Consider the following 20,052-nt stretch of genomic DNA (forward strand, 5'->3'; position numbering starts at 1 on the left):
CCTCAGACGACGAGGTCGCGCGGGTCGCGCGGCCGCCGCAGCACCAGGCCGGCCAGCCGCTCCAGCGCCAGCCCCAATGCCCCGCGTTCGGGAATGCTGCCGAGCGAAATACGGATGGCATTGGGCGTGCCGGGGCCCTGGTGGAAGGCTTCCGACGAGGTCACGCTCAAGCCCTCGTCGCGCGCCACCCGCTCCAGGTCGGCCGCGGTCCAACGATCGGGCAGCGGCTGCCACAGGTGGATGCCGGCCGCCGCGGCCGGAAAGGGCCCCGGCAACAGCCGGCGCGCCAGCCGCTGGCGCGCAAGGGACTCGGCGCGCACGCCGTCCAGGATCTGCTGCGCGGCGCCGCTGGTGATCCACTGCGTGGTCAACGCGCCCATCAGCGGCGCGGCCATCACCGCGAAGGACCGCATTGCCGCCAGCACGTTGCGGCGGCTGTCCTGGTCGGGACTCAGCACGAACGCGGTGCGCAGCCCCGGCGTCAGCGTCTTGGCCAGCGTGGCGATGTAGAACACCGAGGCCGGCGCCAGGCTGGCCAGCGCCGGCGGCGCGCCGTCCAGGAACAGCGAATAGGGATCGTCCTCGATGATGCGGGCGCCACAGGCCACGGCCGCGCGCACCAGGTCGCGGCGGCGCGCCGCGCTCATGGTGTGGGCGGTAGGGTTCTGCAACGTGGGATTCAGGTAGACCAGCCGGCCGCCCTCGCGGCAGGCGCGCTCCAGCCCGGCGGGGGTCATGCCGTCGGCATCGGTCTCGGCCACCAGCACGCGGCGGCCCAGTTGCCGCGCGGCGGTCAGGAGGCCCGGGTACACCAACGGCTCGGCGACGATGCCGTCGCCCGGCTGGCTGTAGGCCAGCATCACCGCGGCCAGCGCGGCCTGCGCGCCGGGACACACCAGCACGCGGTCCGGATCGACCCGCTCGACCGACTGCGACAGCCATTGCGCCCCGGCCTCGCGCTCGGCGGGACCGCCGCCGGCCTGGTGATAGGTCATCATCACCCCCACGTCGTGGCGTTCCATGGCCTTGGCCAGGCCACGCCGCAGCAGGTCCTGCAGGTCGCAGTCGAGCGGCAGCGGCGGCATGTTCATGCCCAGGTCCAGCATCTGCAAGAGCGGCTGCTCGGCCGGTCGCGCGATGAACGTGCCGAGCGGCCCGCGCGCCTCGAGCAGGCCGCGCTGCCCCGCCTCGGCGTAGGCGCGCGTCACGGTCGTCAGGTCCACCCCCAGGTGCCGCGCCAGGCCCCGCTGCGGCGGCAGGCGGTCGCCCGGCTGCATGCGGTTGGCGGCCACCGAGGTCTCGATGAAATCGGCGATCTGGCGGTAGCGGGGGCCGGCGCCGCGGACGAATTTCAGCGGCCAGGATGCATACATGTCGTCGTTATGCATTGGTTCTATTGCGCCAAAATGCCGCAACATATGGGGATACAAGGGCCAGACAGTATGGCGACAAACTCCGCTTGCGTCCATACATCGGGAAGCTTGTACGGCCTTTCCTGACCGTCGGGCAGAAGATGGGGTGGCCCCGGCCGGCGGCACAGATATGTATTTCTATGAAGCCGCCCCCGTTAAATTTTCACATTCCTTAAATGTATCGAAGAAGGTTTGGCCGCCCGCTCCTTTAGATTGCGTAGCCATCACACATGGCTACCGAGGAGAGGCAAAGCGTGTCGGACATCGTCGTCTACGTCAGAAGCCAGCCCCAGTTGGGCGACCAGATCGTCGCCTTCGCGACGCTCTACCAGCTCAAGGCCTGGTGGCCCGCGCGGCAGGTCAAGGTCGTCGCGCGCGACGACGTCGGCCACATCTACCGCGGCCTGCCATGGGTCGATGAATTCGTGCGCGCCCGCAGCCTGCTGGATTACGCCCGCAGCCTGACCGCGCGGACCCAGGTGTCGGTCAGCCTGCACCACAGCAGCGAACGCTTCGGCCTCATCAACCTGCTGCGGCTGCCCGCCATCCGACTGGGCTTTCGCAATGCCCGCTTCAGCGACCTGGTGTGGACCCATTGCCATCGCAAGGACGAGGCCGAGTACATCGGCCTGGCCAACCTGCGCCTGCTGGCCGCGTACCGTCCGCTGAACGCCGAGGAGGCGGCTCGCCGCTGCTTCACCGAACTGGCCCGCGCGCACCGGCACACCCCGCTCGGCGCGGACGTGGTGTTCATTCCCGGCGGCGGCTCGGGTCCCTTCAAGCGCTGGAGCCTGGCGCACTACCTGCGGCTGGCCGACCGGCTCAAGCCGCTGCTGGGCGCCGACACCCGCTACACCTTCGTGCTGGGCCAGCAGGAAGCGCGCGAGCGCGCCGAGCTGGACGCCCTGCGGCGCGCCGACATCGAGGTGGCCTATTGCCGTCCGCTGTCCGAGCTGAGCGCGATCATGTTGCGCGCGCGCCTGGTGGTGGCCAACGACTGCGGCCCGTCCCACGTGGCGCAGGCTACAGGCGTGCCCTACGTCGGCATCTTCAACAGCGCCAATCCGGAATGGTTCTGGCGCCGTCGCAACGCCACCGACGTCGTGCCGCGGCATCCGCGCGACGGCATCAACTCGATCACCCCGGACCAGGTCGCGCACGCCTGTGCTCGCGTGCTGTCGCACGCGCCCGCGGCCCGCGCCTGACGCGCGGCCGTCCTTACCCATCAGGTCACACCATGCGGATCCTGCATACTCTCGGCGAAAAAAGCCTGGGCGGACTCGAATTCCGCACGCTCGACCAGGCCTGCTGGCTGGCGCGCCACGGCCATGACGCGGCCATCGCCGCCCCCGCCGGCAGCGCCATCAACCTGGCGGCGCGGCAGCGCGGCATCGCCACCGTCGACATCAACTTCGACGCGCCCTATTCGCCGGTCACCGTGCTGCGGCTGCGGCGCGCCGTGCGGCGCCTGCACATCGACGTCATCGACAGCCACAGCCGCGCCGACGGCAAGACCGGCGCGCTGTGCCGCGACCTGTGCGCCGTGGTGCGCACACGCCATTTCGCCAAGCCCATGCGCAGCAGCGCACGCCGTCGCCTGGAATGGAAACTGGGCTGCGACCACGTGATCGCCACCAGCGCGGCCGGCCGCGACGCGCTGCTGGACGCCCGGCTGGCGCCGGCCGGCCGCATCAGCGTGGTGGGCGAGTGGGCCGGCGACGAATTCTTCCGCGCCACCGACAAGCAGGGCGTGCGCCGCCAGGTGCGGCGCGAGCTGGCAATGGGCCCGCACGATTACGTGGTCTCGACAATCGGCATGCTGCGCCCCGAGAAACGCCAGGCCGACCTGCTGCGCGTGGTGCTGCGGCTGCGCCGCAACGCCGTGCCGGCCACCGCGCCGACGTGGCCGACCTGATCCATGCCTCCGACGTGGTGCTGGTGCCGTCCGCCACCGAAGCCTGGTCGCGGGTGGTGCCGGAGTCGTTCGCGGTGCGCTGCCCAGTGGTGGCCAGCAATGTCGGCGGCCTGCCCGAGATCGTGCGGCCCGGCGACACCGGCTGGCTGGCCGAGCCGGGCGACATCGCCGGCTTCGCCGACCGCATCATGCAGATCCGCGCCGACCCCGCCGCCACCGCCGCCGCCGTCGCCCATGCGCGCGGCTACGCCGAATCGCACTTCCGCCTGGCCGGCCAGATGCAGCGCACGCTGGAGGCTTATGCGCGCGCCATGGCGCGCAGCCCGGGCGGCTGAGCCGCGCGCCTGCCGAGCGCCTCAGCCTCTCATGCTTTCGCAGGCCTGGGCACACGCGCGGCAAGTGTCGGCGCAGGCCCGCATCCCGTCGATGGCGTCACAACTGGCCGCGCAGTCCCGGCATACGGCGGCGCAGACCTTACACACCTGCGCATGATTTTCCGCGCCCAACAGCATCATGTGCGCCGATGTGCGGCACATTTCCGCGCAGGCCATCATGCTACGGAAATGGCCCGGCGCGATGTGTTGTCCTCCCGCCTCCAGGCAGTGCCCCATCGCCTCTTCCAGGCAGGTTCGGTAACAGTTCAGGCAGGCGTCGATGCATTCTTTCATGGCGTCATCCATGGCGTTTCTCCTGGTATCGCATCAATGAACGACACAAGGTCAGCAACCGCCATTCCCGCCTGCGCATCTGGCCCATCCCGGCCGCTACGGCCTGACCGCAGCGGCGTCCGCCCCCTTTGCGCGGCGCGCTAGATGAAGCCGGCCGCCCGGAACATGCGTTCGTAGATCTCGCGGATGACCGCCTGCTTGCGCAGGTTGTAGTCGGCCACCCGGTCCACGCCCCGCGCCGCGGCGTGCTTGGCCTGGGCATAGCGGTCACGGTCCTCGTCATGCGCGCGCAGCCAGTCGCGGAACATGCGATGGCGGATGTTCTCGGGGCAGTCCGGGGCGAACACATGCAGGTTGACGCGCGGCGCCGCCAATTGCAGGCAGCGATGCTGGTGCCAGGACGGCTCGCGGATCGTAAGCACGTAGCCCCGCGCCTCCAGCGCCGGCACGTACGCGGCCTCGTCGGCGGGGTCGGCCACCGCCACGTCGATATCCACCACCGGCTTGGCCGGCAACCCCGGCACCGCCGTCGAGCCCACATGATCGATGCGCAGCGCCGCCGGCCCCAGCGCCGCCGAGATCTCGGCGGCAAGGCGCGCATAGCGCGCGGGCCAGTCCGGGTCGTACGGCGCCACGGTCACCGCCTCCGGCGCCGGCTTGCCGCGCACCCATGGATCCTCGTCCGGATCCGAGTCGTAGTGCCGCATGATGTCTTCAGGCGTGGGCATTGCGAGTCCTTGAATAACGAACCGCTATTGTAGGAAGCCCGCGTCAGCGCGCGGGCAGGCCGTCCAGCCACGCCGCCATGTCATCGGCCACTTCGCCCATGCGGCTGACGCCGTCCGCGTCGCGCAGGCCATGGTCCAGCCGCGGATAGGCGCGATAGGCGATATGGCGCTGCCCCGCGCGCCGCAGTTCCTCGACCATGCGTTCGACCGCCCCCGGCGACACCGAGGCGTCCCGTCCGCCCTGCACGATCAGCAACGGCGTGCGCACGCGCGCGAGCACCGCCTGTTGATCCAGCGCCAGCGCCTGCCGCCACCACGCATGGCCGTGGCTGCTGGCGACCAGGTCAGACGACGGCGTCTCGCGCAGGAACGCGGCGAACTCCCGGAACCCCGCCGCCGAGTCCGCCTTGGCCTCGGCGGGCGTATCGGCGGCCTCGATGGTGTGCAGCACGTCGTCGAGGAACCAGCGCCCGCCGCCGTTGAAGGCGATGCTGGCATCGACCGACCCGCCGCGCGCGGCCAGCAGGTTGGCCACCACCGCGCCTTCGCTGCCGCCCAGCGCCACCACGCGCCGGTACGCGCCATGGCGGCGGAGCAAAGCGATCACGGCCTCGTAGTCGCGCACGCGCTGGTCGAAGTCGTCATGCTGCAGGTACGCCTGCGGGCAATCCGCGCGGTTCTCGCCGTCGTCCTGCTGATACGGCAAGGCGGCATCGATGCCGTACTTGTCGACCGTCAACACATCGGCCGCCGGCAGCGCCCGCCACAACTGCTCGCGGATCGCGCGGTTGTGGCGCACGCTGTTGCAGTCGGATCCCTGCATCACCACCAGCAGGCTGTCGGCGGTCCGCGCCGGATCTCGCTGCTGCAGGTAATAGGCGATCGACGAGCCGTCGGGGCGCGGCAAGCGGCCCTGCTCGAGCAATTGGGCGTGGACGGGCAGGCAGGCGGCCAGGGCGGCGGCGGCCGATAGCAGCGGGCGGATCCAACGCCGCCGCAAGCGCAGGCAAACCCGCGGCGTTTGCTTGATTTTTGTACCAGGCGTCATGCTGTGAAGGATACGCCACGTCCAGGCGTCCGAGTTTTCGCCCACGGCCGCCGCGTCAGGGCTGCGGTCGTCTGGCCCGCGCCAACAATCCAGACGCATTGGCAAAACGCTGATCTTCACCCCGCCCATGAAGGCCAGCTTGCGGCGGTGGTGCGGGGTATCGCCGGCGCCTGACGATCTGGACTACCAGGGCGGAAACATCAGGAACACCCCGATCAGTAAAACGGCGGCCAATAGCCACATCAGGAATTTTCTGTTCTTCATGGCGAACTCCAAGAGTCGCTGGGCGGATCATGGCCCAGGCACCGGGCCCACCCGCCTTGGCGGATTCGGGCACCGCGCCTGCGGCGTGCAGCAATGACGGCTCTGATCATTCCTCGCGGCGATCCGTCATCACGCTACCGTCGCCCAGTTCAGTACCCGTCACCGGGTCGGCAGCGGGATCCGACGCGGTACGGGCGACCATGGCCTGCAACGCCATCGTTTCATCCTCGGTAAGACCTACCGATGCAAGCCCGTCTCCGTCGATTGCGCATTGCGCCTCGCGCTCAGACACGAAGGTGAAGTTCTCGTCGCTATTCCACGACCCACGCATATCGCCCTCGCCCTGCGACATATTGAAATAGACGTTCGCAAAGCTCGGATCGCCCGGCAGCTTGCCAGGAGGGAAGTTCGGCTCCATCGAGTACAGCGCCTTCTCGAACGAGCGCTGATGCGACACTTCACGCGTCATCAGAAAGCCCAGCGCCTCCTTGACGCCTGGATCGTCGGTCGCATTGATCAGCCGTTCGTAGATGATCTTGGCCCGCGCCTCGGCGGCAATGTTCGAACGCAGGTCCGCGGAAGGGTCGCCGATGGTATCGATATAGCCGGCGTTCCATAGCTGGCCGCCGGAGTTCACCAGGGCCGGGCCACCGCCGAACAAAAGCTGCGTCACGTGCGAATCGTTGCCCGGCCCGTTCAGGCGGCGATAGATCTCGGCTTCCGATTCGGTGGCCTCGGCCAGTACGCCCTTCGCGCCCTTGTTGAGCATGGCCACCATCGTACCGATAACTTCCAGATGGCTCAGTTCCTCGGTGGCGATATCAAGCAGCATGTCTTTTCGTCCCGGATCGTCCTCCGCCAGGGCCTGAGTGAAGTATCGACAGGCAGCCGCCAATTCCCCCTGCGGCCCCCCGAACTGCTCCAACAGCAAGTTGGCCAGCCCAGGATTCGTCTGCGCGACGCGCACGGTGTACTGCAAGCGTTTGTTGTGAGCAAACATGGTCATCTCCCGATTTCCCGTCCTCCATTGGCCGGGCCGGAACGGTGAAAGCAACTGCCATGCCGAAACCTGGGACTTTCCCAATTTTCTCAACGACATATATGGAGCCCGACCATGTTCGCTGCCCTTATCCGCTTCCTGGGAACGCTGTTCGACCATCAACCGTGACGGGCGCGGCCTTGGTGGCGCTACAACCGGCCGCTATAGGCCCGGATTTGTCGTTACCGCGTGCGATGGGCCGCGCACGCCAACACGGCGGCAAGCCATCGACACAATGACAGGCGGGCGTCAGACGTGCTTACGCTACCGAGTAAGTGCTAACGTCGGCTCAATCATTCTAATAATTGCCATGTTAGCGACCCGCAGCCCGGCGTAAGCGCTTGATACTACGGATGATCCTGGCGCGGCAGGAGGGGCTCGAACCCCCGACCTCAGGCTTAGAAGGCCCGTGCTCTATCCAGCTGAGCTACTGCCGCGCGGTGTGTGACTGCCCGGAACCGGTCCGGGCGGCGCATTTTACCCTGTTGCGGACGGCCCGTGGCGCCGCCGGGCCGCGCGCTCCGGTTTATCAGTCGCGGGAACGGTTCATTCCTCGCCCAAATCGGCGTGGGTGGACACCCACAGCACCAGCGCGTCCTGCTTGCTCAGGCTGATCACCCGGTGGCCCATGCGGCTGTCGATATAGAAGCTTTCGCCCGCCTTCAGCCGGGCCGGTTCGTAGAACTCGGTGTACAGCTCGACCTCGCCCTCCAGCACGTAGACGAATTCTTCCCCGCCGTGGCGGCTCCAGTCCTGGAATTCATCGAAGGAGCGCGCCTTGACGCGGGTATGGAACGGCATCATGCGCTTGTGCGACAGCGCGGTACAGAGCAGGCGGTGGTCGTAATACGGGGTTTCGTACTGGCGCCCCTCGCCCTGACGGCTGAGGCTGCGGCGGCCGGTGCCCATGTGGGCGTCCGACGCGGTGAACAGTTCGGCCACGTCCAGCTCCAGGCCCGCGGCGATCTTGATCAGGTTGTCATAGGTGGGCGAGAGCAGGCCGTTCTCGATTTTCGAGAGCGTGGAGGTGGACACGCCGGTGGCCTGCGCCGCCTGCTTGAGCGTCCAATCGCGCGCCTGGCGCAGGGCTCGCAGCCGTTGTGCCAACACGCTCTGTTTGTTGCCTTGCATCTGTACACCCTGTCATGCCCGCGACTGCCGCTCCCGCCACCAATCGCGCGCCTGGTAAGACCAATATGTGAGTTGAACCGCCGCCGTGCCCAGCGCCCCGCCGTTCCACGCCAGTCCGAAGGGCTCGAACAGCCGGTAACGCTGGCTGTCACCGGAGATTCCTTCGGCCACGACACGGCCGCCGATGGCGGTGGTGTTCATGCCGTGCCCGCCAAAGGCCGTGCAATACCAGACGTCGGGCGCCAGCCTGCCGATCTGCGGCATCAGGTGCCGCGCGTAGGCCATGCGCCCGGACCACGCGGTCTCGACGCGCAGCCCCTGCAACTGGGGATAGACGCTGAGCAATTCGCGGCGCAGGGACTCGGCCAGGTCGGGCGGATCGTCGACACGGGTGGTGATTCTACTGCCCCAGCCGATGCGTCCGCCTTCCAGCACACGGTAGTAGTTGCCGGCGCGGCGGTCGTCGCCGATGGCGGCCTGGGTGCGGATGGCTTCGCGCACCCGTTCGCCCAGCGGCTCGGTCAGCATGATGTAGGTGGCGATCGGCAGCATGGCGCGCCGCAACGCCGGCACCACCCCATCGGTATAGCCGCCGGTGGCCAGCACCACGGTGCGCGCGTTGATCTCGCCAGCGGCGGTGCGCAATTGCTTGGCGGCCCCTTCCAGGCGGGCCTGGGTGACCGAGGAATCCTCGTGGATGCGCACCCCCAGCCGCGCGCACTCGCGCGCCAGGGCGCGGGCGTAGTTCAGCGGATGGAAGTGGAACGAGGACAGATCCTCGATGCCCTGGAAGTAGACGTCGGATACCAGCCGCTCGCGCACCTCGGCGCGGCTCAATAGCCGCACGTCGCGGCCGAAGTCGCGCCACTGGTCCTCGCAATAACGCCGCAGCGCGTCGCTGGCCTCGTAGCGCACCACCCGCAGGCGGCCGTCGACCTTGTGGGCGTCATCGATGCTCAGGTCGCGGATGTTGTCGCGGATGATCTCCACGCCCTCCATCGACAGCCGGTACAGTTGGCGGTAGTGATCCTCGTCGACGTGCTTGCGGATGGCGTCGGCGCCCGCCGAGAACGCCGGCGACACCGAGCCGCCATTGCGGCCCGAGGCGCCCCAGGCGACGCGGCGCCCCTCCAGCAGCGTCACGGCGCGGCCGCGGCGGGCCAGTTCCAGCGCGGTGGTCAGGCCGGCCAGCCCGCCGCCGACGACGCAGACGTCGGTCTCGGCCGCGCCCGCCAGCGGCGGGTAGCAGGTCTGCGCATCGCCCAGCGTGCGCTTGTAGTAGGTGTCGATGTACTCGGTAGCCATGGTCGTGGGTCAGGGCCCGTGCGGGACTCTCGTCGATGTGGGCGGGCCTAGTTCAGCCCGGCGCCCTGCAGCCCGCCGGTCAGGCGCTTCTCCAGCCAGGTGGCCAGGCGCAGCAGCGGGTAGCAGTACAGGAAATAGATGGCGGCGATCATGCCGTAGATGAACAGCGATTTCGCCGGGAAGGTGATGATGAATACCTCGCCCTGCCGCGTCAGCTCGGTGATGCCGACCACCGACAGGATGGCGGTGCTCTTGATCAGCATGACGTAGACGCCGCTCATGGGCTGCACGATCAAACGCATGGCCTGCGGCAGGATCACCAGCCGCAGGATCTGCAGCGGCCGCAGGCCCAGCGTCATGGCGCCCTCGGTCTGGCCGCGCGGCACGGCGCGGATGGCGCCGGTGACGATCTCTGCCACATAGCAGGATGTGTAGACCGACAGCGACACGAACGCCGCCGTGCCCGAGTCCCAGTGCAGCAGCTCGATGCCGGTGCTGGGCAGCACGAAATAGAAGATATAGAGCTGCACCAGGAACGGCGTGCCGCGCAGCACGTGGATGTACAGCCCCAGCAGTTGATGCAGGCCACGGATGCGGTAGCTGCGGATCACGCCGATCACGAAGCCCAGCAGCGAGCCGGCAATGATCGCCAGGAACGAGATCTTGAGCGTCTCCCAGAAGCCCTTGAGCAGGAACGGCAGCACGACGCCGGCGGTGGACAGGTAGGAATCCAGCATGCTTACCTCGCGTTCCAGGCCGGACCGGCCAGCCACAGGCTCACGCCCCGCGACAGCATCAGCATCACGGCGTAGATCAGCAGATAGCCGGCGGCAATGGTCAGGAAGCTCTCGGTCGGCACGATACGGTCGCTGTTCATCTGCACGCCCGCGGCCACCAGTTCGAACACCGTGATCAGCGACAGCAGCGAGGTGTCCTTGATCAACACCGCGGTCTGTCCCAGCAGCGGCGGCAGCGTGTTGGCGAAGGCCTGCGGCAGCACCACGTAGCGCAGGCGCTGGTGGTAGTTCATGCCGCAGGCCTTGGCGCCTTCGATCTGGCCGCGCGGCACCGACTCGATGCCGACGCGGATGATCTCGCTCATGTAGGCGGCGTGGTGCAGCGTCATCGCCAGGATGCCCAGCAGCATCTCGCTCCAGCCCTTGGCGCCGGGCACCAGCATCGGCACGGCGTAATACACCAGGTAGATCTGCACCAGCAGCGGGGTCGAGCGGATGAACTGCACGTAGCCCGCCACCGGCCGCCAGACCGCGGCGCGCGGCGACATGCGCGCCAGCGCCAGCGGCACGCCAGCCAGCACCGACAGCACCAGGCTGGCGCCGGCCGCGATCAGGGTATTGGCCAGGCCGGTGGCGAACTGGCCCGTGTACTGGCTGACGATGCGCCAGTTGTAGTAGTCGATCAGCCAGTCCATGCGGGTCCTGTCGGTCGGTGGTGGCGAAGGCGCGCGATCAGTGGTCTTTCTTCCAGTCGGTCGAATACCAGTACTTGACCTGTTCCGGCAATGTGTTGTCGGCGGTCTTGAGCGTCTGCCAGTTGTCGAGCCAGAACTTCAGGCGGAAGGCATTGGGGCCGACGGCGAAGGCCAGCGGTTCGCGCACCATGATGCCGTCCAGCACCCGCAGGTTGCCGAAGTCCACCAGGAACTGGTTGGCGGTGGACAGGGACATGATGCCGGCGTCCAGGCGGCCGGTGGACAGCGCCTGGCCGACCGGCGCGCTGCCGCCGGAGAATTCCTTGAGGGTGGCCTTGGGCAGCATCTTCTTGCCGACCTCGGCGTAGGTGCTGGCGCCCAGCGCGCCGACGGTCACCCCGTCCTTGTCCAGTTCCGCGTACGACTTGTAGGGCGAGTCCTTGGGCACCACGGCCACGGTGTCGGCGTAGAACATGGGCGCCGAGAACAGCACCTGGGCGGCGCGCTGCGGCGTCGGCGTCATGTCGGCGGCCACCATGTCGGCCTTGCCCGACAACAGCGCCGGGATCAGGCCCTTCCACTCGTAGTCCTGCAGCACCAGCTTGACGCCCAGGTCGTCGGCCATGCGCTTGGCGACTTCGACCGCCAGGCCGGTGCGCTTGCCGCTCTTGTCCATGAAGCTCATCAGCGGGCCGGAGGTCTGCACCGCCACCCGCAGCTCGCCGCGCTTGATGATGTCCGACAGCTCGTCGGCGCGGGCAGGCTGCGCCATCGCGGTAACGGCCAGCGCGACGCCGGCGGCGCCCAGCCATTGTTTGATTTTCAGCATTTGCTTCCCCTTCAAGATGGATGACATGTGTCGTTCCGGGCGTACACCTGGTGCCGGCGGCGCCCGGTCAGGCCGGGCCGGCCCTGCTTGCTGCGTACTGCGATTGCTGCGTGATGCGGATGCGGCGTGCTGCGTGAAGCGAAGACTGCGTGATGCGCAAATACGAACGGCCATGCGGGCCGGCGCCGACGGCGCCGCCGGCCCGCTACAGGATCTTTTCCAGGAAAGCCCGGGTACGCGCCTCTTTCGGCTGGCCGAAGACTTCAGCCGGCGTGCCGGACTCGACGACGCGGCCGGCGTCCATGAACAGGGCGCGGTCGCCCACGTCGCGGGCAAAGCCCATCTCGTGCGTCACCACCGCCATGGTCATGCCGTCGCGCGCCAGCGCGCGCATCAATTCCAGGATGCCGCCAACGGTTTCCGGGTCGAGCGCCGAGGTGGCCTCGTCGAACAGCATCAGTTTCGGGTCCATCGCCAGGGCGCGGGCGATCGCCACGCGCTGCTGCTGGCCGCCGGACAACTGGCTGGGATAGCGCGGGCCGAAGTCGGCCATGCCGACCCGGTCCAGCAGTTCCAGGGCGTAGCGCTCGGCCTGGGCGCGGTCGCGGCCGCGCACTACGCGTTGCGGCAGGGCCACATTGTCGAGCGCGGTGCGATGCTGGAACAGGTTGAAGTGCTGGAACACCATGCCGACCTCGGTGCGCCAGCGGTTGACGTCGGTGGCCGGGTCGGTCAGCGAGACGCCATCGACGCGGATGGTGCCGCTGTCGATGCGCTCCAGCCCGTTGAGGGTGCGCAGGAAGGTGCTCTTGCCCGAGCCCGACGGCCCCACCACCACCAGCACCTCGCCACGCTCCAGGCGGCAGTCGATGCCCGCCAGCGCCAGATGGTCGGGCTGGCATTCGCGCTGGTAGGTCTTGGTGACCGACTCGACTAGCAGCAGGGGTTCTGACACGCGCATCGCCTTCAAAAAAGGTTTCGCATTTCGCGCTGGAGTTTCGTATAGTAAATTTATTTCCAGAATCGCCACTTAGGCATAACCCTTAAGCGAAGGCTCGCCCCTTCGCCGGCATCTCCAAGGAACCGGTATGGACACGCCCCAAGACATCCTGCGCGCACTCGGCCTCAACCCCGCGACCCTGACCGGCGGCACGCTCGTCGCCCGCAGCCCGATCGACGGCGCCGAGCTGGCCCAGGTCCACGAGCACACGGTGGCGCAGGCCCACGCGGCCATCACCCGCGCCCGCCAGGCCAGCCTGGCCTGGCGCGACGTGCCGGCGCCGCGCCGCGGCGAGCTGCTGCGCCTGTTCGGCGAAGTGCTGCGCCAGCACAAGCGCGAACTGGGCCGCCTGGTCAGCCTGGAAGCCGGCAAGATCCTGGCCGAGGGCGAAGGCGAGGTCCAGGAAATGATCGACATCTGCGACTTCGCCGTGGGCCTGTCGCGCCAACTGTACGGCCTGACCATCGCCTCCGAGCGCCCCGGCCACCGCATGATGGAAACCTGGCATCCGCTGGGCGTGGTGGGCGTCATCAGCGCCTTCAACTTCCCGGTGGCGGTGTGGTCGTGGAATGCCGCGCTGGCGCTGGTGTGCGGCAACGCGGTGGTCTGGAAGCCGTCGGAAAAGACGCCGTTGACGGCGCTGGCCTGCCAGGCGCTGTTCGCGCAGGCGCTGCAGCGCTTTGGCGACGCGCCGGCCGGCCTGTCGGAAGTGCTGATCGGCGGCCGCGACATCGGCGAGGCGCTGGTGGATTCGCACGCCGTGGCGCTGGTGTCGGCCACCGGCTCGACCCGCATGGGCCGCCAGGTGGGTCCGCGCGTGGCGCAACGCTTCGGCCGCGTGCTGCTGGAACTGGGCGGCAACAACGCCATCATCGTCGGCCCCACCGCCGACCTGGACATGGCCGCGCGCGGCATCGTCTTCGGCGCCATCGGCACCGCGGGCCAGCGCTGCACCACCACGCGCCGCCTGATCGTGCACGAAAGCGTGGCCGACGATCTGCTGCAACGCCTGCACAAGGCCTACGCCAGCGCGCCCATCGGCAACCCGCTGGACGGCAAGAACCTGGTCGGTCCGCTGATCGACCGCGCCTCGTTCGACGCCATGCAGGCCGCGCTCAAGGCCGCCGGCGAACAAGGCGGCAAGGTCACCGGCGGCGAACGCGTGCTGGCCGACCAGTACCCGGACGCCTGGTACGTGCGCCCCGCCATCGCCGAGATGCCGGGCCAGACCGACGTGGTCTGCCACGAGACCTTCGCGCCGATCCTGTACGCGATGCGCTACAGCGATTTCAACCAGGCGCTGGCGCTGCAGAATGGCGTGCCGCAGGGCCTGTCGTCGGCCATCTTCACCAACGACCTGCGCGAAGCCGAGACCTTCCTGTCGGCCGCGGGTTCGGACTGCGGCATCGCCAACGTCAACATCGGCACCTCGGGCGCCGAGATCGGCGGCGCCTTCGGCGGGGAAAAGGAAACCGGCGGCGGCCGCGAGTCGGGCTCGGACGCCTGGCGCAACTACATGCGCCGCGCCACCAACACCATCAACTACTCGCGCAACCTGCCGCTGGCGCAGGGCATCAAGTTCGGCGAATAGGCCGCAAGGCGGGTGACATGAGGCCCGCGCGTCGCAGGCGATGCGCGGGCCTCGCTCATGTTGCAAGTCCTACATCCGATTAGCCTGGCTTACAAAATGTAGGCCGGGCCGATGCTACATTGCATCGTCACAGATTCCACCCGCCTCCCATGACTTCGTCCCGACGCATCGCCCTTCCCCTGCGCACCCTGACCGCCGCCCTGGCGCTGGGCCTCGCCGGCACCGCCGCCGCCGGCGTGTCCTACCGGCTCGACCGTCCTTCGGCCGCGCCCGGCGACACCGTCACCATCGAGGCGGTGTATTTCAATGAAGGCAATGCCCGCGCCACCTGGGAGGCCCCGCCAGAGCTGGTGCTGCAATGGCGCGGCCAGGACGGCCAGATCGTGCGCAGCCTGGCCAAGCTGCAGGGCGACAAGGCCAATTACAGCGTGCCGGTCAACAATTTCGCGCGGATGGCGTGGACGGCCGTCGTGCCCGCCACGGCGCGCGGCTTGCAGGCGATCGCCATCGAAGGCCAGCCGGCGATGATGGCGCTGGACGCCACCGGCCGCGACAGCGGCACGCTGGCCAGCACGCCCGCGCAAGGCCCCGTGGTCGATCCGCGCACCGGCCAGCCCGTGCCGCCGGCAGTGGTCACCGCGGCCGGCGCGTCGCCCGAGGGCGGACCGGCGCCGGACACCGTGGCCGTCTCGTCCTACCAGCAATCGGCCTTCGATCATTTCCGCAGCGCGATCTCGGAATACAAGCCGGTGTACTTCGACATCGGCACCCGCGGCCAGACCACCGCGCGCTTCCAGATCAGCGCCAAGTACCGCCTGTTCAGCCCGTCCGGCAACCGCCCGGCGACCTGGGGCGAGAATTTCTACCTGGGCTACACCCAGACCTCGCTGTGGGACCTGCAGGGCGATTCCATGCCCTTCATCGACACCACCTTCAACCCCAGCCTGTTCTGGCTGTCCGACAACATGTGGCAGTCGGCAAACCAGAATTGGCGCCTGGGCATGAACACCGGCGTCGAGCACAACTCCAACGGCAAGGCCGGCGACGACTCGCGCTCGGTCAACGACGCCTACATCCAGCCGCAGTTCAACTACCGTTTCGACGGCGGCAGCACGCTGACCTTCGCGCCCAAGGTCAAGGCCTACTTCGGCGTGGCCAGCGAGAACTCCGACTACGCCGACTATGCCGGCCGCGTGGACTGGAACCTGCGCTGGGCGCAGGACAACGGCGCGGTGGTCTCGGCCATGTACCGCCAGGGCGACCAGCGCCGCCGCACCACGCAGCTTGACTTCGCCTGGCCGCTGCAGCGCACCTGGCTGAACATGAACGGCTACCTGCACCTGCAGTACTTCAACGGCTACGGCGAAACGCTGCTGGGCTACAACCAGCGCAACGAATCGCAGTTCCGCATCGGTTTGTCGCTGGTGCCTTGACGCCCGCGCCCGTCCCCGGCCGGGCGCCTTAGCGCGCCCAGCGCAGCACCAGCGGATCCAGCCGCCGCGCCACCTCCAGCAGGCCCTGCCGCACTTCCGGCCGCATGGCCGGGAACGGATGGCGCGGCGCGTCGCAGGCGATCACGCCGCCGGCCTTCATCAGCGCCTTGGCGGTCAGGATGCCGCCCTGGCGGTTCTCGTAGTTGATGAGCGGCAGCCAGCGCTCATACAGGCGGTAGGCGTCGTCGGCGCGGCCTGCGCGATGCGCCTCGATGATCGGCCGGATGCCGTCGGCGAAACCGCCGCCCGTCATGGAGCCGGTGGCGCCGGCGTCCAGGTCCGGCAGCAGCGTGATGGCCTCTTCGCCATCCCACGGCCCTTCCACCGCCGCGCCGCCCAGCGCGATCAGGTCGCGCAGCTTGCTGGCCGCGCCGGCGGTCTCGATCTTGAAGTACGACACCTGCGCGATCTCGCGCGCCATGCGCGCCAGCAGCGCGGCGGGCAGCGGCGTGCCGGCGACCGGCGCGTCCTGGATCATGATGGGGATGTCGATGGCGTCCGACACCTGCTGGAAGAACCCGACCACCTGCTCCTCGGCAACGCGGATGGTGGCCCCGTGGTACGGCGGCATGATCATCACCATGGCCGCGCCCTGCGCCTGCGCCCGGCGGCTGCGCGCCGCGCACACCCGGGTGCCGTAGTGCGTGGTGGTGACGATCACCGGCACCCGGCCGGCCACGTGTTCCAGCAAGGTGCGCGTCAGCACTTCGCGCTCGTCGTCCGACAGCGAGAACTGCTCGGAGAAGTTGGCCAGGATGCACAGGCCGTCGACGCCGCAGTCGATCATGAAATCGACGGCGCGCTTCTGGCCCGCCAGGTCCAGCTCGCCCGCTTCGGTGAAGATGGTGGGCACCACCGGAAAGATGCCGCGATAGCGCGGCGCCGGCACAGTCGTCGTGGTCATGGCGCTCACTCGATGATGTTGAAGTCTTTCAGGTATTCGGTCTTCAGGCTCAGGCCCAGGCCCGGCCGGTTGTCGTCCAGGTCGATGAAGCCTTCCCTGGCCACCGGCTCGCCGTCGAAGATGTAGTAGAAGAGTTCATTGCCCACTTCCACGTCGAACATCGGGAAGTACTCGCTCATGGGCGAGGCCAGCGTGCTCATGGTCAGGTGGTAGTTGTGCATCTGGCCGGCGTGCGGGATGACCGGCACGCTGTAGGCTTCGCACAGGGCATTGATCTTGTGGGCGGCGGTGATGCCGCCGACGCGGTTGGTGTCGTACTGCACCACCGACACCGCCTTGCGGTCCAGCAGTTGCTTGAAGCCATACAGCGAGAACTCGTGCTCGCCGCCCGAGATCGGGATCGAGGTGAGCTGGTTCAGTTCGGCATAGCCGTCGATGTCGTCGGCGATGACCGGTTCCTCCAGCCAGCGCGGCTCGAACTTCTCCAGCTTGGGCAGCATGCGCTTGGCGTATTCCAGGTTCCAGCCCATGTAGCATTCGAGCATCAGGTCGGTGTCGTAGCCGATCACCTCGCGCACCGCCTCGACCGACTTCAGGTTCTCCGACACGCCGCGCTGCAGGTGCGCCGGGCCGTAGCCGAAGCGCATCTTGAAGGCAGTGAAGCCCTGGTCCAGGTAGGTCTGGGCCTCTTCCTGCATGGCCTTGAGATCAGTGCGGTAGAGCTTGGAGTAATAGACCGGAATCTTCTCCTTGGTGCGTCCGCCCAGCAGCTTGAAGACCGGCTTGCCGACCGACTTGCCCAGGATGTCCCAGATCGCCAGGTCCACGCCCGAGATCGCCGCCATGGTCACGCCCTTGCGGCCCCAGGCGTGGGTGGCGCGGTACATGCGCTGCCACAGGTATTCGTAGTCCCACGGGTCCTGGCCGATCACCAGCGGCGCCAGGTACTGGTCGATGATGGCCTTGGCCACCCGCGGCGCCAGCGCCACGTTGCCCAGCCCGACGATGCCGTCGTCGGTCTCGACCTCGACCACGGTCCAGCCATGGAAGCGGAAGGTGCTCATGGTTTCCTGCGGCGAATACAGCAGGTCCATGGCGTTGGAGCAGAAGTTGCCTTGCGGCGGCACGGTCTTGCCGGTCCATTCAAAGACGCGCGCGTGGACGGATTTGATCTTCATGGGGATTCCTGCAAAAAAAGGATCGAACGATGCGATGAATCGGAAGGAACTGCCGCCTCAGGCCGCCGCGCGCGCGGCGCGGTGCGACAGGCCCATGCGGCAGGCGATGCGGAAGGCCTGCCAGGTGGCGTCGACGCTGGCGCGTCCCTGGCCGGCGATGTCGTAGGCGGTGCCGTGGGCCGGCGTGGTGATCGGGATCGGCAGGCCGCCCTGCACCGTCACGCCCCGCGAGAAGCCCAGCAGCTTGATCGCGATCTGGCCCTGGTCGTGGTACATGGTGACGATGGCCTGGAACTCGCCCGCCTGCGCCTTCAGGAAGATGGTGTCGGCCGGGAACGGGCCCTGCACCGGCAGCCCTTCCTGGTTCAGTTGGCGCACGGCCGGGGCGATGATGTCGACTTCTTCGCGGCCGCAGGTGCCGCCATCGCCGCCATGCGGATTGAACGCCGCCACCGCCACCCGCGGCGCGGCCACGCCGTTGGCCTGCAAGGACTGGTAGATCAGCCGCGTGGCGGCCTTGATGCCGTCGATGCTGAGCGCGGCGGCGGCGTCCTTGAGCGGAATGTGCGAGGACACGCGCGAGGTCCACAGCTCGCCCAGCGTGTTGAACTCGCAGAAGTAGCCCGTCACGCCCAGGTACTGCGCGAAGTGGTGCAACTCGTCATCGTGGCGCAGCCCGCCCTGCTTCATCGCGTGCTTGTTCAGCGGCGCGAAGCAGATGGCGTCGATGTGGCCGGCCAGCGCCGCGTCCATGCAGGCGTCCAGCACCCGCAGCACCGAGGCGCCGCCGGGCGCCTGCGCCTGGCCCAGGTTGACGTCCTCGCGCCGCACGGTGTCCATCGCCAGCCACGCCGGCACGCCGGTATCCGGCCGCGTCCGCACGGCGTCGAAGCCGGCCACGGCCTGCGTGGCCACCTGCACCCCGGCCACCCGCTGGCCTTCGCGCCACAACCATTCATCGCCCACCAGCACGATGTTGGCCAGTTGCGCCGCCTCGGGCCGCGCCAACAGGCGCGCGATCAGTTCGGGGCCGATGCCGGCGGGATCGCCCAGCGTGAGGGCGATGACGGGTTTGGCGGCGTTGCGGTCGTTGCTCATGCTGTGCTTCATTCCACGGAGATATGGTTCTTCTTGATGATGCCGGCGTAGCGCTGGTTCTCGGCCTGGTGAAACTGCGCGAATTGCGCCTGGCTCATCGGATTGATGTCGGCGCCGATCGCCTGCAGGCGCGTCTGGGTCTCGGGCATGGCCAATACCGCATTGACCGAGTCATGCACGCGCCGCTGCACCGCCGCCGGCGTGCCGCTGGGCATGTAGATGCCGTACCAGGCGCTCATCTCGACGCCGCTGACGCCGGCCTCGGCCATGGTCGGCACGTCGGGCAGCTGCGGGTTGCGCCTGGCGCTCAGCACCGCCAGGGCGCGCACCTTGCCGCTCTTGATGTGCGGGATGACAGACGATGCGGTCTCGAAGGCGATCTGCACCTGGCCGCCCATCAGGTCGACCATCGCCGGACCGCTGCCGCGATAGGGAATGTGCGTCATCTGCACGCCGGTGGCGTCCTTGAACAGCTCGGCGGCGATGTGCTGGGTGCTGCCCGAGCCGCTGCTGGCGAAGTTGTATTCGCCCGGCTTGCGCTTGAGCAGCGCGATCAGCTCCTGCACCGATTGCGCCGGCAACTGGTTGTTGACCACCAGAATGTTCGGCACCGCGCCCACGAACACCACCGGCGTCAGGTCGCGGTCGTTGTCGTAGCCCAGCTTGAGCAGGTGCGGCGCGATCGCATGCGCGGTGGACACGCCCATCACCATGGTGTGGCCGTCGCCCGACTTGGCCGCCAGGTCCGCCGCCAGCGTGTTGGACGCGCCCGGCTTGTTCTCCACCACCACGGTCTGCTTGAGCATTGGCCCAAGCTTGTCGGCCACGGCGCGCGCCATGGCGTCGGTGCCGCCGCCGGGGGCCGAGCCCACCAGCAGGCGCAGCGGCCGGGTCGGCCAATCGGCGCCCTGCGCCGGGGCGGGTGCGGCGGCGGACAGGCACAGCACGCCCGCCGCCAATGCGGCATAAAGCCGAGTCTTCATGGTTGTCTCCTTGGGGGCTTATGGCCCGTAGCGG

At 68.3% G+C, this 20,052-nt stretch carries 20 protein-coding genes and 1 tRNA gene; 5 read left to right on the forward strand and 16 right to left on the reverse strand.

Translation table 11 applies throughout. From position 1 onward, the window contains the following. Positions 1-2 precede the first annotated feature (2 nt). Positions 3-1,388: a PLP-dependent aminotransferase family protein gene (locus tag AAID08_RS20780; protein WP_054503190.1), complete on the reverse strand. Its 1,386-nt coding sequence runs from the start codon at positions 1,386-1,388 to the stop codon at positions 3-5. 278 nt (positions 1,389-1,666) lie between these two features. Between AAID08_RS20780 and AAID08_RS20785 the strand changes: the two genes are divergently transcribed. From AAID08_RS20785 to AAID08_RS20795, 3 genes are read left to right on the forward strand one after another with little or no spacing between them, the layout of a single operon-like run. Next, positions 1,667-2,617: a glycosyltransferase family 9 protein gene (locus AAID08_RS20785; RefSeq protein WP_336235581.1), complete on the forward strand. Its 951-nt coding sequence runs from the start codon at positions 1,667-1,669 to the stop codon at positions 2,615-2,617. Between the two features lie 32 nt (positions 2,618-2,649). Further along, complete coding sequence (locus AAID08_RS20790) at positions 2,650-3,327, forward strand: glycosyltransferase (protein WP_395756854.1); 678 nt, start codon at positions 2,650-2,652, stop codon at positions 3,325-3,327. Then, positions 3,315-3,662 carry a glycosyltransferase gene (locus AAID08_RS20795; protein WP_395756855.1) on the forward strand — a complete coding sequence of 116 codons (348 nt, stop codon included), beginning with the start codon at positions 3,315-3,317 and terminating at the stop codon, positions 3,660-3,662. Before AAID08_RS20790 ends, AAID08_RS20795 begins: the two co-directional genes overlap by 13 nt. A gap of 21 nt (positions 3,663-3,683) precedes the next feature. On the opposite strand, the gene AAID08_RS20800 is transcribed toward AAID08_RS20795, so the two are convergent. The 11 genes from AAID08_RS20800 to AAID08_RS20850 all read right to left on the reverse strand — a co-directional run bounded on the left by AAID08_RS20800 (position 3,684) and on the right by AAID08_RS20850 (position 12,732). Then, a complete protein-coding gene (locus tag AAID08_RS20800) occupies positions 3,684-4,007 on the reverse strand; it encodes a four-helix bundle copper-binding protein (RefSeq protein ID WP_054503193.1) in 324 nt (107 codons plus the stop codon). A gap of 128 nt (positions 4,008-4,135) precedes the next feature. Continuing rightward, positions 4,136-4,723, reverse strand: coding sequence for a GrpB family protein (locus tag AAID08_RS20805; RefSeq protein ID WP_395756856.1), 588 nt, complete (start codon positions 4,721-4,723; stop codon positions 4,136-4,138). A gap of 43 nt (positions 4,724-4,766) precedes the next feature. Then, positions 4,767-5,723, reverse strand: a complete 957-nt coding sequence (locus AAID08_RS20810; protein WP_395756857.1) for an alpha/beta hydrolase family protein — start codon at positions 5,721-5,723, stop codon at positions 4,767-4,769. A gap of 418 nt (positions 5,724-6,141) precedes the next feature. Then, positions 6,142-7,035 (reverse strand): manganese catalase family protein, encoded by an 894-nt coding sequence (locus AAID08_RS20815; RefSeq protein ID WP_343718983.1) that lies wholly within the window; start codon positions 7,033-7,035, stop codon positions 6,142-6,144. A 399-nt stretch (positions 7,036-7,434) separates the two neighbouring features. After that, positions 7,435-7,511, reverse strand: a tRNA-Arg gene (locus AAID08_RS20820). Positions 7,512-7,620: 109 nt separating this feature from the next. Continuing rightward, positions 7,621-8,205: a helix-turn-helix domain-containing protein gene (locus AAID08_RS20825; RefSeq protein WP_049072794.1), complete on the reverse strand. Its 585-nt coding sequence runs from the start codon at positions 8,203-8,205 to the stop codon at positions 7,621-7,623. A 12-nt stretch (positions 8,206-8,217) separates the two neighbouring features. Beyond that, positions 8,218-9,510, reverse strand: a complete 1,293-nt coding sequence (locus AAID08_RS20830) for an NAD(P)/FAD-dependent oxidoreductase (RefSeq protein ID WP_395756858.1) — start codon at positions 9,508-9,510, stop codon at positions 8,218-8,220. Positions 9,511-9,557: 47 nt separating this feature from the next. Beyond that, positions 9,558-10,247 carry an amino acid ABC transporter permease gene (locus AAID08_RS20835; protein WP_049072792.1) on the reverse strand — a complete coding sequence of 230 codons (690 nt, stop codon included), beginning with the start codon at positions 10,245-10,247 and terminating at the stop codon, positions 9,558-9,560. A gap of 2 nt (positions 10,248-10,249) precedes the next feature. Then, positions 10,250-10,942 carry an amino acid ABC transporter permease gene (locus AAID08_RS20840; protein ID WP_054503196.1) on the reverse strand — a complete coding sequence of 231 codons (693 nt, stop codon included), beginning with the start codon at positions 10,940-10,942 and terminating at the stop codon, positions 10,250-10,252. Positions 10,943-10,979: 37 nt separating this feature from the next. Further along, entirely contained in the window at positions 10,980-11,771 is a 792-nt protein-coding gene (locus AAID08_RS20845; RefSeq protein ID WP_049072791.1) for an ABC transporter substrate-binding protein, read from the reverse strand. A 205-nt stretch (positions 11,772-11,976) separates the two neighbouring features. Continuing rightward, complete coding sequence (locus tag AAID08_RS20850; RefSeq protein WP_395756859.1) at positions 11,977-12,732, reverse strand: amino acid ABC transporter ATP-binding protein; 756 nt, start codon at positions 12,730-12,732, stop codon at positions 11,977-11,979. Between the two features lie 127 nt (positions 12,733-12,859). Between AAID08_RS20850 and AAID08_RS20855 the strand changes: the two genes are divergently transcribed. Together AAID08_RS20855 and AAID08_RS20860 are read left to right on the forward strand one after the other, a co-directional pair. Continuing rightward, positions 12,860-14,362, forward strand: a complete 1,503-nt coding sequence (locus AAID08_RS20855) for an aldehyde dehydrogenase family protein (RefSeq protein ID WP_395756860.1) — start codon at positions 12,860-12,862, stop codon at positions 14,360-14,362. Between the two features lie 149 nt (positions 14,363-14,511). Then, on the forward strand, positions 14,512-15,795 hold the full coding sequence (locus AAID08_RS20860; protein WP_395756861.1) for a phospholipase A: 1,284 nt from the start codon (positions 14,512-14,514) through the stop codon (positions 15,793-15,795). 28 nt (positions 15,796-15,823) lie between these two features. Here the strand turns inward: AAID08_RS20860 and AAID08_RS20865 are convergent, their stop codons facing one another. The 4 genes from AAID08_RS20865 to AAID08_RS20880 are packed head-to-tail and all read right to left on the reverse strand — an operon-like array spanning position 15,824 to position 20,018. Then, positions 15,824-16,759, reverse strand: a complete 936-nt coding sequence (locus AAID08_RS20865; RefSeq protein ID WP_395756862.1) for a dihydrodipicolinate synthase family protein — start codon at positions 16,757-16,759, stop codon at positions 15,824-15,826. Positions 16,760-16,764: 5 nt separating this feature from the next. Next, positions 16,765-17,937: an L-rhamnonate dehydratase gene (locus AAID08_RS20870; protein ID WP_395756863.1), complete on the reverse strand. Its 1,173-nt coding sequence runs from the start codon at positions 17,935-17,937 to the stop codon at positions 16,765-16,767. A 57-nt stretch (positions 17,938-17,994) separates the two neighbouring features. Further along, the gene (locus AAID08_RS20875; protein WP_116791949.1) at positions 17,995-19,035 is read right to left on the reverse strand and encodes a 4-hydroxythreonine-4-phosphate dehydrogenase PdxA; all 1,041 of its coding nucleotides are present in this window, start codon (positions 19,033-19,035) and stop codon (positions 17,995-17,997) included. Positions 19,036-19,043: 8 nt separating this feature from the next. Next, positions 19,044-20,018 carry a Bug family tripartite tricarboxylate transporter substrate binding protein gene (locus AAID08_RS20880; RefSeq protein ID WP_395756864.1) on the reverse strand — a complete coding sequence of 325 codons (975 nt, stop codon included), beginning with the start codon at positions 20,016-20,018 and terminating at the stop codon, positions 19,044-19,046. Between the last annotated feature and the right edge of the window lie 34 nt (positions 20,019-20,052).

This window comes from Achromobacter sp. EB05 (assembly GCF_044232075.1).
GTDB classification, from domain to species: domain Bacteria; phylum Pseudomonadota; class Gammaproteobacteria; order Burkholderiales; family Burkholderiaceae_B; genus Achromobacter; species Achromobacter dolens.

What these genes read in the sequence shown, in the direction of transcription:
- AAID08_RS20780 (WP_054503190.1), bottom strand. Translation starts at nt 1,388, where the DNA reads ATGCATAACGACGACATGTATGCATCCTGGCCGCTGAAATTCGTCCGC.
- AAID08_RS20790 (WP_395756854.1), top strand. Translation starts at nt 2,650, where the DNA reads ATGCGGATCCTGCATACTCTCGGCGAAAAAAGCCTGGGCGGACTCGAA.
- AAID08_RS20800 (WP_054503193.1), bottom strand. Translation starts at nt 4,007, where the DNA reads ATGGATGACGCCATGAAAGAATGCATCGACGCCTGCCTGAACTGTTAC.
- AAID08_RS20805 (WP_395756856.1), bottom strand. Translation starts at nt 4,723, where the DNA reads ATGCCCACGCCTGAAGACATCATGCGGCACTACGACTCGGATCCGGAC.
- AAID08_RS20815 (WP_343718983.1), bottom strand. Translation starts at nt 7,035, where the DNA reads ATGTTTGCTCACAACAAACGCTTGCAGTACACCGTGCGCGTCGCGCAG.
- AAID08_RS20825 (WP_049072794.1), bottom strand. Translation starts at nt 8,205, where the DNA reads ATGCAAGGCAACAAACAGAGCGTGTTGGCACAACGGCTGCGAGCCCTG.
- AAID08_RS20830 (WP_395756858.1), bottom strand. Translation starts at nt 9,510, where the DNA reads ATGGCTACCGAGTACATCGACACCTACTACAAGCGCACGCTGGGCGAT.
- AAID08_RS20835 (WP_049072792.1), bottom strand. Translation starts at nt 10,247, where the DNA reads ATGCTGGATTCCTACCTGTCCACCGCCGGCGTCGTGCTGCCGTTCCTG.
- AAID08_RS20840 (WP_054503196.1), bottom strand. Translation starts at nt 10,942, where the DNA reads ATGGACTGGCTGATCGACTACTACAACTGGCGCATCGTCAGCCAGTAC.
- AAID08_RS20845 (WP_049072791.1), bottom strand. Translation starts at nt 11,771, where the DNA reads ATGCTGAAAATCAAACAATGGCTGGGCGCCGCCGGCGTCGCGCTGGCC.
- AAID08_RS20850 (WP_395756859.1), bottom strand. Translation starts at nt 12,732, where the DNA reads ATGCGCGTGTCAGAACCCCTGCTGCTAGTCGAGTCGGTCACCAAGACC.
- AAID08_RS20855 (WP_395756860.1), top strand. Translation starts at nt 12,860, where the DNA reads ATGGACACGCCCCAAGACATCCTGCGCGCACTCGGCCTCAACCCCGCG.
- AAID08_RS20860 (WP_395756861.1), top strand. Translation starts at nt 14,512, where the DNA reads ATGACTTCGTCCCGACGCATCGCCCTTCCCCTGCGCACCCTGACCGCC.
- AAID08_RS20865 (WP_395756862.1), bottom strand. Translation starts at nt 16,759, where the DNA reads ATGACCACGACGACTGTGCCGGCGCCGCGCTATCGCGGCATCTTTCCG.
- AAID08_RS20870 (WP_395756863.1), bottom strand. Translation starts at nt 17,937, where the DNA reads ATGAAGATCAAATCCGTCCACGCGCGCGTCTTTGAATGGACCGGCAAG.
- AAID08_RS20875 (WP_116791949.1), bottom strand. Translation starts at nt 19,035, where the DNA reads ATGAGCAACGACCGCAACGCCGCCAAACCCGTCATCGCCCTCACGCTG.
- AAID08_RS20880 (WP_395756864.1), bottom strand. Translation starts at nt 20,018, where the DNA reads ATGAAGACTCGGCTTTATGCCGCATTGGCGGCGGGCGTGCTGTGCCTG.